General features: G+C 59.4%; 10 protein-coding genes and 3 pseudogenes. 11 read left to right on the plus strand and 2 right to left on the minus strand.

Annotation, left to right across the window (positions count from 1 at the left end):
- Positions 1–54: 54 nt before the first annotated feature.
- The 10 genes and pseudogenes from ftsY (at position 55) to B7D75_RS01885 (ending at position 9,363) form a co-directional block, all read left to right on the plus strand.
- The gene (gene ftsY / locus B7D75_RS01840) at positions 55–1,404 is read left to right on the plus strand and encodes a signal recognition particle-docking protein FtsY (RefSeq protein ID WP_058136544.1); all 1,350 of its coding nucleotides are present in this window, start codon (positions 55–57) and stop codon (positions 1,402–1,404) included.
- Complete coding sequence (gene ftsE, locus B7D75_RS01845; protein WP_033997950.1) at positions 1,401–2,072, plus strand: cell division ATP-binding protein FtsE; 672 nt, start codon at positions 1,401–1,403, stop codon at positions 2,070–2,072. Before ftsY ends, ftsE begins: the two co-directional genes overlap by 4 nt.
- Complete coding sequence (gene ftsX / locus B7D75_RS01850; protein ID WP_043103790.1) at positions 2,072–3,079, plus strand: permease-like cell division protein FtsX; 1,008 nt, start codon at positions 2,072–2,074, stop codon at positions 3,077–3,079. Before ftsE ends, ftsX begins: the two co-directional genes overlap by 1 nt.
- Positions 3,080–3,189: 110 nt before the next feature.
- On the plus strand, positions 3,190–4,044 hold the full coding sequence (gene rpoH, locus B7D75_RS01855; protein WP_003084510.1) for an RNA polymerase sigma factor RpoH: 855 nt from the start codon (positions 3,190–3,192) through the stop codon (positions 4,042–4,044).
- A gap of 64 nt (positions 4,045–4,108) precedes the next feature.
- Positions 4,109–4,714 carry a hypothetical protein gene (locus B7D75_RS01860; RefSeq protein WP_107113687.1) on the plus strand — a complete coding sequence of 202 codons (606 nt, stop codon included), beginning with the start codon at positions 4,109–4,111 and terminating at the stop codon, positions 4,712–4,714.
- Positions 4,715–4,803: 89 nt separating this feature from the next.
- A pseudogene (locus B7D75_RS01865) lies at positions 4,804–5,963 on the plus strand (IS3 family transposase).
- A 7-nt stretch (positions 5,964–5,970) separates the two neighbouring features.
- A pseudogene (locus B7D75_RS01870) lies at positions 5,971–6,148 on the plus strand (nucleoid-associated protein); the annotation flags it as partial.
- 473 nt (positions 6,149–6,621) lie between these two features.
- On the plus strand, positions 6,622–7,845 hold the full coding sequence (locus tag B7D75_RS01875) for a serine hydrolase domain-containing protein (protein WP_071549151.1): 1,224 nt from the start codon (positions 6,622–6,624) through the stop codon (positions 7,843–7,845).
- Positions 7,846–7,847: 2 nt separating this feature from the next.
- Positions 7,848–8,831 carry a helix-turn-helix domain-containing protein gene (locus tag B7D75_RS01880; protein WP_107113688.1) on the plus strand — a complete coding sequence of 328 codons (984 nt, stop codon included), beginning with the start codon at positions 7,848–7,850 and terminating at the stop codon, positions 8,829–8,831.
- A 31-nt stretch (positions 8,832–8,862) separates the two neighbouring features.
- Complete coding sequence (locus B7D75_RS01885) at positions 8,863–9,363, plus strand: hypothetical protein (RefSeq protein ID WP_058174713.1); 501 nt, start codon at positions 8,863–8,865, stop codon at positions 9,361–9,363.
- 400 nt (positions 9,364–9,763) lie between these two features.
- Here the strand turns inward: B7D75_RS01885 and B7D75_RS30060 are convergent.
- Positions 9,764–11,412 (minus strand): annotated as a pseudogene (locus B7D75_RS30060) (type VI secretion system Vgr family protein).
- A gap of 269 nt (positions 11,413–11,681) precedes the next feature.
- Complete coding sequence (gene mtgA, locus B7D75_RS01895) at positions 11,682–12,413, minus strand: monofunctional biosynthetic peptidoglycan transglycosylase (RefSeq protein ID WP_079976441.1); 732 nt, start codon at positions 12,411–12,413, stop codon at positions 11,682–11,684.
- A 36-nt stretch (positions 12,414–12,449) separates the two neighbouring features.
- Between mtgA and B7D75_RS01900 the strand changes: the two genes are divergently transcribed.
- Entirely contained in the window at positions 12,450–12,827 is a 378-nt protein-coding gene (locus B7D75_RS01900) for a DUF423 domain-containing protein (protein ID WP_107113689.1), read from the plus strand.
- Positions 12,828–12,844: the final 17 nt, after the last annotated feature.

Below are 12,844 nucleotides of genomic sequence, written 5' to 3' on the forward strand. Positions count from 1 at the left end.
ATCCGTTTTCCGGGCGGCCACGTCCCGTGCCGCTCCCTTGAGATACAAGCATTCATGTTTGGTTCCAACGACGACAAGAAGGCCCCGCAGGGCGGGGAAAAGAAAGGCCTGTTCGGCTGGTGGCGGAAAAAGCCGCAAGCCGGCGAGCAGCCTGCCGATCAGCCTGTCGAGCCGGTTTCCGAGACATCGGCCGCCGAGCAGCGCACGCCTGCCGACGACGCGGCGCCGGCCCTGACAGAACAGCCAGTGCGGCAGGAGCCGCCCGCTGCCGTGCCGGCCATGCCGCCGGCGCCGGTTGCCGAAGCGCCGCTCGCCCATGGCGAGCCCGCGACGCCGGTCGAGGCGCCCGTCGCCCAGCCCGAGCCTATCCTGGCCGCCGAGCCCGAGCCCGAGCCCGAGCCCGAGCCCGAGCCCGAGCCCGAGCCCGCTGCGCCGGTGGCCGCCGCCCCGGCCGCCAGCGAGCCGGCTGCCAGGCCGGGCTTCTTCGCCCGCCTCCGCCAGGGCCTGTCCAAGACCAGCGCCAGCATCGGCGAAGGCATGGCCAGCCTGTTCCTCGGCCGCAAGGAAATCGACGACGACCTGCTCGACGACATCGAGACCCGCCTGCTGACCGCCGACGTCGGCGTCGAGGCCACCACCCTGATCGTGCAGAACCTGACCAAGCGCGTGGCGCGCAAGGAGCTGGCCGACAGCGGCGCGCTGTACAAGGCATTGCAGGAAGAGCTGGCCAGCCTGCTGCGTCCGGTGGAGCAGCCGTTGCAGGTCGACGTCGCGCGCGAGCCCTATGTGATCCTGGTGGTCGGGGTGAACGGCGTGGGCAAGACCACCACCATCGGCAAGCTGGCGAAGAAGCTGCAACTCGAGGGCAAGAAGGTCATGCTGGCCGCCGGCGACACCTTCCGCGCCGCCGCCGTGGAGCAGTTGCAGGTCTGGGGCGAGCGCAACCGCATCCCGGTGATCGCCCAGCACACCGGCGCCGACTCCGCCTCGGTGATCTTCGACGCGGTGCAGGCGGCCAAGGCCCGCGGCATCGACGTGCTGATCGCCGATACCGCCGGACGCCTGCATACCAAGGACAACCTGATGGAGGAGCTGAAGAAGGTGCGCCGGGTGATCGGCAAGCTGGACGAGACGGCGCCCCACGAGGTCCTCCTGGTGCTCGACGCCGGCACCGGGCAGAACGCCATCAACCAGGCCAGGCAGTTCAACCTCGCCGTGGAGCTGACCGGCCTGGCCCTGACCAAACTGGACGGCACCGCCAAGGGCGGGGTGATCTTCGCCCTGGCCAAGCAGTTCGGCCTGCCGATCCGCTATATCGGTGTCGGCGAGGGGATCGACGATCTCCGTACCTTCGAGGCCGATGCCTTCGTCCAGGCACTCTTCGCAGAGCGGGAGAACGCATGATCCGCTTCGAGCAGGTCGGCAAACGCTATCCCAACGGCCACGTAGGCCTGCACGAGGTGTCCTTCCGCGTGCACCGTGGCGAGATCCTCTTCGTCACCGGCCACTCCGGCGCCGGCAAGAGCACCCTGCTGCGCCTCATCCTGGCGATGGAGCGACCGACCAGCGGCAAGCTGCTGCTCGGCGGCCAGGACCTGGGGCGCATCACCACCGCGCAGATCCCTTTCCTGCGCCGGCAGATCGGCGTGGTGTTCCAGAACCACCAGTTGCTCACCGATCGCACGGTGGCGGAGAACATCGCCCTGCCGCTGCAGATCCTCGGCATGCCCAAGCCGGAAATCGCCAAGCGCGTGGCCTCGGCCCTGGAGCGGGTGAACCTGAAGGAAAAGGGCGAGGCGCTGCCTTCCGACCTTTCCACCGGCCAGCAGCAGCGGGTCGGCATCGCCCGCGCCATCGTCCACCAGCCGGCCCTGCTGCTGGCGGACGAACCCACCGGCAACCTCGACCCGCGACTCGCTTCGGAAATCATGGGCGTGTTCGAGGACATCAACCGCCTGGGCACCACCGTACTGATCGCCAGCCACGACCTGGCCCTGATCGCCCGTATGCGCCATCGCATGCTGACCCTGCAGCGTGGCCGGATCATCGCTGACCGTGAGGACGAGGCCTGATGAGCGCCAACGATCTCCCCCGCGGCCCCGAGGAGGGCGCCCCGGAACGCAAGACCCGCGAGAAGCCGAGCCAGGAACAGACCGACTGGAGCGGCTCGTTCGGCGCCTACCTGGAAAGCCATCGCGCCAGCCTGGTGGACAGCCTGCGCCGGTTGTTCGGCCATCCGTTCGGCAGCTTCTTCACCTGCCTGGTGATGGGTATCACCCTGAGCCTGCCGATGGGCCTCTCGCTGCTGCTGAACAATGTCGAGCGGCTCGGCGGCTCCTGGCAGCGCGCGGCGCAGATTTCCCTGTTCCTCGACCTGAAGACCAGCGAAAACCAGGGCCAGGACCTGCGCGAGCGGATCGAACGCCTGCCGGACGTGATCGAGGCCCAGCTGATCAGCCGCGAGCAGGCGCTCAGCGAACTGCAGGAGCAGTCCGGCCTGGGCGAAGCGCTCAAGGAACTGCCGGAGAACCCGCTGCCACCGGTGATCTCGGTCACGCCCAAGCAGATCGACCGGGCCGGCCTGGAGGCGCTGCGCCAGCAACTCGCGGAGCTGCCTCATGTGCAGCAGGCGCAGCTCGACCTGGTATGGGTCGAGCGCCTGAGCGCGATCCTCAAGCTCGGCGAACGCTTCGTCTTCGGCCTGACCATCCTGCTGGTGCTGACCCTCTTGCTGGTGGTGGGCAATACCATCCGCCTGCACATCGAAAATCGCCGTAACGAAATCGAGGTGATCAAGCTGGTCGGCGGGACGGACGGCTACGTGCGCCGGCCATTCCTGTACATGGGCGCGCTGTACGGCCTCGGCGCGGGCATCCTGTCCTGGGCGCTGCTGGCCTATTCGCTGAACTGGCTGAACGGTTCGGTGGTCAACCTTTCTGGGTTGTACGGCAGCGATTTCGGCCTTCAGGGCGTGCCGCTGGATGACGGCCTGTCGCTCACCGTCGGCGCGGTGCTGCTCGGCTGGGTAGGCGCCTGGCTGGCCGTGGCCCGCCACCTGCGCGAACTGGCGCCGCGCTGAGGCGGTGGGGAGACGACCGTGAGCAGGCGCTGTAAAGGAACTTATACACCCGCTTGCAGTCAGATATCCGAGTGCTACACTGCGCGAGTTTCGTGAATCGGAGGATTCGCATGACCACTTCTCTGCAACCTGTACATGCCTTGGTTCCAGGCGCAAACCTGGAAGCCTACGTGCATTCGGTGAACAGCATCCCGCTGTTGTCGCCGGAACAGGAGCGCGAACTGGCCGAACGCCTCTTCTATCAGCAAGACCTGGAAGCGGCGCGGCAGATGGTGTTGGCGCACCTGCGCTTCGTTGTTCATATCGCCAAGAGTTATTCGGGGTACGGCCTGGCCCAGGCCGACCTGATCCAGGAAGGCAACGTCGGCCTGATGAAGGCCGTGAAGCGTTTCAACCCGGAAATGGGCGTTCGCCTGGTGTCTTTCGCCGTGCACTGGATCAAGGCGGAGATCCACGAGTTCATCCTGCGCAACTGGCGGATCGTCAAGGTCGCCACCACCAAGGCGCAGCGCAAGCTGTTCTTCAACCTGCGCAGCCAGAAGAAGCGCCTGGCCTGGTTGAACAACGAGGAAGTCCATCGCGTCGCCGAGAGCCTGGGTGTCGAGCCCCGCGAAGTGCGCGAGATGGAAAGCCGCCTGACCGGCCAGGACATGGCGTTCGACCCGGCCGCCGACGCGGACGACGAGAGCGCCTACCAGTCGCCGGCGCACTACCTCGAAGACCACCGCTACGACCCGGCGCGCCAGTTGGAAGACGCCGACTGGAGCGACAGCTCCAGCGCCAACCTGCACGAGGCGCTGGAAGGCCTCGACGAGCGCAGCCGCGACATTCTCCAGCAGCGATGGCTGTCCGAGGAGAAGGCCACGCTGCATGACCTGGCGGAAAAGTACAACGTTTCCGCCGAGCGTATCCGGCAACTGGAAAAGAACGCCATGAGCAAGCTGAAAGGGCGGATTCTCGCCTGATCGCCGCGCCTCGCGAAAACCGCACCCCGCAAGGGTGCGGTTTTTTTCTGCCCGGAGGAATCCCATGCCGCGCAATACCCGCTGGCTGTTCTACCTGTCGCTGGCGGTCCTGACCTTCGTCGTCGGCGCCTGGCTGGTCCGTACGCCGGAACCGGCGCGGCCGTTGCCGTGGCTGGCCGACTGGCGGGAGCAGGTACTGGCGCCGTTGGCGGACAACGCCCTGACCCTGCGCGAGCTGCATGACGCGGTGGATGGCGAGCTGTGGGTGGACCCGCGCCTGGATGGCGTGCGCCTGGCCTTCCGCGGCCGCCTGCTGGGCGATGGCGGCCCCTGGCAGGTGGAGGGCGAGCTGGGACTGAGCGCCGAGGAGCAACTGAGCCTGCAGCGGGCATCCGCGTTGAAGCCTGGCAGCGCGCCGCAGCCATTGAGCGCGGGGCTGGAAGGACAGTTGGGCGACAAGCCGATCGTGGCCCTGAGCATGATTCCAGAAGGTCGGGTCGGCGCCGAGCGACTGCTGGCCAGCCTCGGCCAGCCGCGCCTGCGCCTGCAACTGGCCCAGGGCGAGGCCTGGGTCTATCCGCAACTGGGCCTGACCGCGCACCTGCCGGACGACGACTTGCGGTTGATGCTCGCGGTGCCGCGCCAGGCCCTGGAAAAGCCTCTCAGATAACGGAAGCTCAGCCTCCAAAACGCAAGAGGGTTCTACCCCGTTACCACGGACATTTTCGAGTAAGCTCACGCTGAGCTGAAGGAGTGTTCATGTCCAAGCGCAAGAGATACAGCCCGAGTTCAAGCGGGAAGCCATCGAACTGGTTCGCCGTTCAGGGGCGAGCTGCCGACAGGTGGCCCTGGAGATTGGCGTTGCTCCGAACCTGCTCACGCGCTGGGTTCGAGAGGCTCAATCAGGTGTAGAAAAGGCCTTTCTCGGCACGGGAAGCCCGCGAGATGAGGAACTTGCTCGTCTCAAGCGTGAATTGGCCCGAGTGCCAAGGAGCGTGATTTTTTAAGAGACGCGGCAGCGTACTTTGCCAAGGAGTCATCGAGCGGCACACGGTGATCCAGCGCTGCCGCAATGAAGTACCCTGTGCGATTGATGTGCCGATGTCTGAAAGTGTCCGCCAATGGTTATTACGCTTGGCAGGATCGCGCGCCAAGCCCGCGTGCCCGCGCGAATGCGCGTCTGGTGAAGCGTATTCGTGAGATCCACGAGCACAGCCGTGGCATGATCGGAGCGCCACGTATGCACGAGGATCTGCTCGACGAAGGTGAAACCGTCAGCCCTGAACCGCGTTGCCCGCCTGATGGCAGCAGAGCGCATTCAAGGCTGGCCGCGCCGGAAGAAGTGTGCTTTGGTCGATCAGCCTCCAGCCTCCAGCCTCCAGCCGGCGTGAGCAACTTGTTAGAGTGAGTCTTCACCGCCCTTGAGCCGGAGCGCAAATGGGTCACGGACATCACGGAGATTGCCACCTTGGAAGGCAAGCTGTTCCTGTGCGTGGTGCTCGACCTGTACAGCAAGTTGGTGATCGGTTGGTCGATGCATCATCGCCAGGATCGGCAGATGGTGATCCGAGCGGTGGAGATGGCGATCTGGCAACGCCGAGGGACTGGTCGGTAATTCTGCATTCCGATAGAGGCAGTCAGTTCACCAGTGCGGATTACCAACGCTTTCTGAATAGCAACACGCTGGTTTGCAGCATGAGTGCAGTCGGTCATTGCGGTGATAACGCGGCCTGTGAAGGCTTCTTCGGTCTGCTTAAGCGAGAGCGGGTTGCCCATCAATCGTATCGGACCCGTGATGAAGCACGGGGGATCTATTCGATTACATCGAGCGGTTTCATAACCCACGAATGCGTCGTAGAGTCGTCCGGCAAGATCTGAAGTTTTCACCCCTTTTCAAACCGTCCGTGGAAACGGGGTAGAACCCGACTATCGCCTGAGATCCCGGCGGATAAACGCACCCTCAACCAGTTCCGCCGCATCACCGGCCGCGCCGAAGAACTGTCGATCAGCTTCGAGGCTCACCTGCTGGGGCTCCACGATCGACTTCGACGAGAATGCTGGCACGCTTACTATTCGCAGTCTGCCCACACAGTTGAGTGATTAACTCGAGCGCAGCTAGAAAATGCCCCGTCCATGTCAGGACGGGGCGACTCTTCTACGTTGGTTCAATCATTTAACTACATCCCACACATGCCGTCAGTTCATCAATTTTATGAGGAAATAAACCAAGGCAAGTATGTATTGAATGGACAGCGCACTCAATCGAATAGAATGTCCGAAAATATCCTGTATTTGTCCGAACGTACTCTAGCCAGGCAAGGGGCATACTGGTTCTATAAACATTTATACTAAAAAGTATCGTTTAAGTTAGTTCAAAACATTTAACAAGCTCTAGGTGTTATCGAAACAAAGATAGCTTATTAACTGACCAGTTTGTTAACCAGTGGCAAACTTGAAAAAGATAAAAATAGCACTCGGATTTACTAGCCTGGAGAGAGGCTGCAGAGAATTTAACTTAACCCAGGTACTAGAAATCTCCACGCTACCAGCAAGCCTAGAAAAAAAGGACTAAATCGAATGATAAAAAAATATACAAATAAGAAAATTGTCATTGTTCTTTCGGCGGCTCTAGTAATTCTGACGGCTACCTACATTGGCAGCAAAGGCGTGAGGTTTTGGAAACTGCATACTTTGTTTGACTCGAATAAGATTAACGAAAACTTCCGATCCATGCCGGACATGTTCGAATCCTTGCCAGTCATAAAGGGCAGCGAGACAAACCAATTTCAGACTGAGTTAGCCAATATGCCTGTGTCATTTAGCTTTCAAGGTAGGCAAATTTTATTTGACGACTGGATAAAGAGTAGCAATACCACAGGCATAATAGTATTCAGTAACGACCGTATAGCCTATGAGAGATACTTTCAAGGAAATAGCTCTCAAAGTCTTGCTATAGGATGGTCATTAAGCAAGTCCATAATGTCACTTTTAATAGGAATGGCAGTTGATGATGGGTCAATACATAGCTTGCTAGACCCTGTAAACCTCTACGCTCCACAGCTATCCACTAGCGGATACGCGGGTGTTTCTTTGAGAGATGTGCTCGAGATGTCTTCAGGAATAGCTTTCAATGAGGACTACGGAGATCCGGACTCAGATATTAACCAACTGGGGAGGACCATCGCACTTGGTGGATCAGTAAACGAAACAGTCAGCTCATTGAGAAGAGGAGATGCACCAGGTAGAGTACACCACTATGTTAGCGCGGATACTCAGGTACTTGGCATGGTTCTGCTAGGTTCGACTGGTATGGGGCCATCAAAGTTCATGAGTAAAAGACTGTGGTCTAAACTGGGGGCTGAGTGTAAAGGAGAATGGTTAACTGATGATAAAGGGACAGAGCTGGCTTTCGGCGGTGTAAATCTTTGCCTAAGGGACTTTGCACGTATTGGTCTACTTTATCTTCGGAACGGAAAAAGCTTGAACGGAAATCAGATCGTAAGCTCCGCGTGGGTAACAGCATCAACCAAGCCTCGAAGTGATCATTTGCGTCCTGGGCGTTTCAAAGAAAGCGGCGAGCCAAATCTTGGCTATGGGTACCAATGGTGGATTCCCGAAGGAATGGAAGGGGAGTTCTTGGCTATCGGAGTATACGGGCAATTCATATACGTCAATCCCAAAAGAGGCGTGGTCATTGCAAAGACCTCCGCCTATAGCAACTATAATGTTGACGGAATAAGCATGGAACATGAAGCCATTGCTGCATTTCGAGCCATATCTAGGACTGTTGGAGTAAAGTGAGCATGGACCTAACAACCGAACACATACTCGATTTTGAATGGAGACCACTACAGAATTATCTTCGTGACCGGGGTATACCGGCACCACCCATAGAAACAAGCCAGCAACTAAGAAGTGATAGACTTTATAACTGGATAGTTAGCAAGGGGTATTCAGGCGAGGAAGGTCTGAATCTAGGCACCTACTATCATATATCTGATTACGGTGTTATTGGTTTGGCGTTGCAGTGTGCTGAGAATGTAGTGGATCTTTTGAAGGTCATTAGGGCATATGTAAAGTTGTTCAACCGTGATATAGCTGATGTTCGTGTCAATGCTGGAGAGCATTACGAGGTAGAAGTCCATATTTTGGTTAACTTTAAACCCGAGTGGACTGCCGCATCGCGTCAATTCCACGTAAACGTTATAGCTTCAGCGTCCTACAAACTTATGATGGACTTGTTGGGGACGGACTTCCCCATCAGCGCTTTGACAGTGCCGGTGTACAGCTCAGATAAAACAAACTATGAACACTTTTTTTCTTTACCTGTAAGTCATGAATTGAGTGAGATAGTATTCAAATTTCCAGCTCAACAAATGAGTAAAACACTAGTAACTGCCAACCCAGCGGTGTTTCAGTCGGCTCTGGCTATGGCCAGTGAAACCTTCAATGCTTTGCTAGAAATAGAGATGGGAGGACTCCGTCAGCGAATTGAATTATTTCTTGAGTCCATACCTGATTGCTACCCTAGTTTGGTGACTACCGCAAAGCATCTACGGATGAATGAACGGACTATCAGACGGCGCCTTGCGGACGAAGGCTGTTCCTACCGCCAGATTGTAGATACGGCACGCAAAGCTCGGGCAATTTCACTACTTTTGAATTCGTCAATTCCAGTAGAACGTATTAGCGATATTCTGGGATACTCAGAGCCAGCTTGCTTTAGGCACGCGTTTAGGCGTTGGACGGGGAAGTCTACTACGTCATTCAGAAACAAATCACACTAACTAGACTCTTCCCCCTGATCAAGGGCAACTTATGAACTATAATAATCGAAATAATCAGATCCAAGCCATGATAGCCGAGACACAGTTCGACGCTTACGTCTTAGGCTATATCGCAAAGGCTAGAACTAACTCAGTTCCAGATGAGTCCCTCCGTATTGAGGCCGAAGGCTCAGCAATGCTTGCTGGACTTATCAGCGACTCGTGCAGGAAGCGCCGAACCCCAACCCCCCCCTTCCCTTACTTGCTACTTCAGATCGCGCACGAAGCCTTAGATCGAACCAAGTCCAATTTGGCAAAGGCTCGTGATACATCAAGGGCTGATTCATCATGCCTAGAGATACTCAATCAGGCTGTGTGGGACACCGCTGTTGCTATGGACAACATATCTGAGTTCGTCGAGCCAGATCAAGGTAGCGTCAGTTTAATTAAAAAACTAGTTGAGTTCGCACAAAAGTCAGGCACTAAAGAAGGGCAGGCTCTTGCTTTGCAAGCACTTGCAGTTCTTGGCGTTAATTATGAAGATAACATTTAATTTTTTAATAAAATTGTCTACTGCCTCTCCGGAAATCACAGCTTTAGATATTCCGAAATGTTGAGTTTGGCAGCCAGTCCTGTTCTTAAAGAAATTCAATCAAGACAAGAGGGTATAGACTATACTTAGTGCGTACCCCAGGGTATTCAAATACGGAATCTCGGCAACCACACGATACCTCCCTGAAAGTCTAAGTTTCTCGCCTTCGCGAGTTTGTATTACAATAATAAAAGTTCCGTCTTGATCGGTTTTTTGAGCAGATCGGTCTGATTGATCTGACATCAAGAGCTGACAATGCAGGCAGTCACTACAGTCATCAAATAGTAGTTTCCAAGATAACTGCCCTCCAGCCTTTTTGCCACGGGCAGAGGCAGGCTGGATGGATCGAAGGGGAGGCCGATTAGCGGCTGGCTGTCCAGGACAGCGCATGGCCACTGCCACCAGGCTGCACCCTCATCGGCCCCTTCAGGGCGATGGCGATCCCCTCCAGTGTGATGCCTCCGTCGTGCAGCGTGATGGTTCCGCCGGGGCCGTACAGGCGGAAGACTTCGCCAGCCTGTAGCTCGACAACGCGCGAGCGCTGGATAATTGACTTGCCCGCTTCCAACAGCGCATTGCCCTCCACCCGTTGCTCCAGGTGCCCGCCAATCTCCACCCAGTGGTTGGCGGCGGTCTTGTCGCGGCGGTGGTTGCCCACCTGTTCGGTGCGGTCTTGCCGGTGGTAATGGTGTGGTTACGCTCGATGGTCAGGTAGTCGTCGCGGTCGATGTCGTGGCGCCGGTCCTGGCCAATGGTCACCCGCTCGTCGTTGCCTACCGTTTCCGTGCGGTCATGCCCGATGTCGATGACTTCGTCGGGCTCGACCTGTTCTTTGCGGTCGTGGCCGACAAAGGTGGTCTCGTCATGGTTGACGATGTTGTTCTGGTCCTCCTGGGCGTGGATGAAGATTTCCTCCTGCCCGGCCTCGTCCTCGAAGCGCAGCTCGTTGAAGCCCTCGCCCTTGTGGGTCTGGCTCTTGAGGGGCATGCGCGTCTTGTGCCGGGGTAGCTCGTAGGGCGGGCGCTGGTTGGCATTGAAGCTCCTGCCGGTGATGACCGGTTGGTCCGGGTCGCTATCGAAGTTGGAGATGATGACTTCCTGGCCGATGCGCGGGATGGCCATGTGGCCCCAGAGCGCGCCGGCGATTTTCTGCGACACCCGTATCCAGCAGGAGCTGTGCTCGTCGTGGCGGCCTTCCCGGTCCCAGGGGAACTGCACCTTCACTCGGCCAAATTCGTCGCAGTAGATTTCCTCGCCCTCGCCCTCGCCCTCGCCCTCGCCCTAGCGCTTGGTCTGCTGGTTGTACAGCGGGTTCTTGAAGTTGTAGTCGCGCTGGGTCTGGCGCGCGGTGCGCACGTTCTCGCCGTAAGTGAAGCTGCGCAGCGCCGGGCCCGGGCGGTCGCCGCCGGCCTGCGGGTTGTACTCCACCGGCAGGCCAGGCTGTTTGCCGAAAATCCACAGGCGGTCGCAGTGGATGAGGCGGTGGCCTTCGGCGTTGTGCAGGAAGCCGTAGAAAAAGCCTTCCTCGCGCATGATGCGCTCGACGAAGTGGTAGTCGGTGCCGCCGGCCTGTACGCAGTACTCGCGCGGAGCGTGGAGGTTGGTGACCTTCTGCTCATAGTCCAGGGTGATGGCGTGCTTCTTCAGTACGGCGGTGGCGATGTCGGGCACGGACAGGGTCTGGAAGATGCGCCAGTCCGAGGCCAGCTGCAGGCGGGCCAGGCGCGGCTCGACGATGGCGCGGTAGCGAGTGCGGCGAAAGCCGGTGTTGCCCTGCTGGAACGAGGTCACCGAGCCATGCACGTAGCGCACGGGCTGGCCGCCCTGCCAGATAGTGAGGAGCGCCGGACGGTCGAGGATCTGGCCGAAGTCGACGGCGGGGTTGGCGCAGCTGAGATGGACGTCGAGGTGAAAGGTCTCGGAGAGGCCTTCGACGAGGTGGAACTCGATGACCTCGAACGCCTCGGGGCCGGCGGTGAAGGTGAAGCGCAAATCGCATCGGATGGACATGCGGTGCTCCCTGCTGGTCCTGCTCCGCGCACGCTGAGCGGGAACCGGGCCGTGATCGACGAGCACCCGCTTTCATCCTGAAACGCTCAGCGGAAACGAAGGCAGGTGCCCATAGGCATCCAAAGCCCTGATCCTGCAGCTCGGTTCAATGTTGGAATATCAGAGGAATCCTTATTTCGCAGAAGAATGGTTCGATGGCGACTATCGTGCAGGCCTTCGACGCGCCACCAAGTCCTCACCCAGGAGCGAGAGGCTGGGCCGCCGGTTAGCTAGTGCTCCAGGCGCAACAGGTAGTCTTCGCCGCCCAACTGCCACATCTGCTGGCGAATCCAGGCCGCGCGCTGGCGCACGTAGGGTCCCGGCCTGGCCGCGCTCCATTTCAGCGGGCTGGGCAGCACCGCGGCGAGCTGGCTGGCCTGGGCGCGGCTCAGGCGTTCGGCGTCGAGGCCGAAGTGATAGCGTGCCGCAGCCTGCGCGCCGAAGACGCCCGGGCCCCATTCGGCGCTGTTGAGGTAGACCTCGAGAATCCGCTGCTTGGTCCAGAGCGTCTCGATCAGCAGGGTGAACCAGGCCTCCAGGCCCTTGCGCAACCAACTGCGCCCGGACCAGAGGAAGACATTCTTCGCTACCTGCTGGCTGAGCGTACTGGCGCCGCGAATACTGCCGCCGCGCTCGTTGTGCGCGAGCGCCTGCTGGATGGCCGGCAGGTCGAAGCCGTGGTGCTCGGCGAAGTGCTGGTCCTCGCCGGCGATCACCGCGACCTTCAGGCTGTCCGGCAACTGCTCCCAGGAGCGCCAGTCGCGTTGCAGATCGATGGGCTGGCCGTCGACCCAGGAACCGACCTTGCGTTCGAGCATGACCATGGTCCCCGGTGGCGGCACCCAGCGCAGGACCGCGACCAGCACGACGCTGGCGGCCATGAACCAGAGCAGGTACTTGAACAGGCGACGGAGCAGGGATCGCAACATGCGTGGCTTGGCTTGGAAGAAGGGGGCGGCCATTATAACGGGCTGGATGCTATCACCGGAGTCTTGTCCATGCTTCGTCCCTTCCTGTTGTTGGCGGCATTTTTCGGTTTCACCGGCGTGGCCCTCGGGGCGTTCGCCGCCCACGGCCTGAAGAAGCAGCTCAGCGCCGAGCACCTGGCGGTATTCCAGACCGGCGTGCACTACCAGTTGATCCACGCCCTGGCGCTGTTCGGCGTGGCGCTGCTCGCCACCCGCCTGGACGGCCGCCTGGTGAGCGCGGCGGGTGGCCTGTTCACCCTGGGCATCCTGCTGTTCTCCGGCAGTCTCTACCTGCTGACCCTCAGCGGCGTCGGCAAGCTCGGCATCGTCACCCCGTTCGGCGGCGTTTCCTTCCTCGCCGGCTGGCTGTGCCTGGGGCTGGCCGCCTGGCGCCTGGGCAACGCCTGAGACCGGTTGCCTCGGGC

Origin of the sequence: Pseudomonas paraeruginosa, from assembly GCF_003025345.2 — a bacterium.
GTDB classification, from domain to species: domain Bacteria; phylum Pseudomonadota; class Gammaproteobacteria; order Pseudomonadales; family Pseudomonadaceae; genus Pseudomonas; species Pseudomonas paraeruginosa.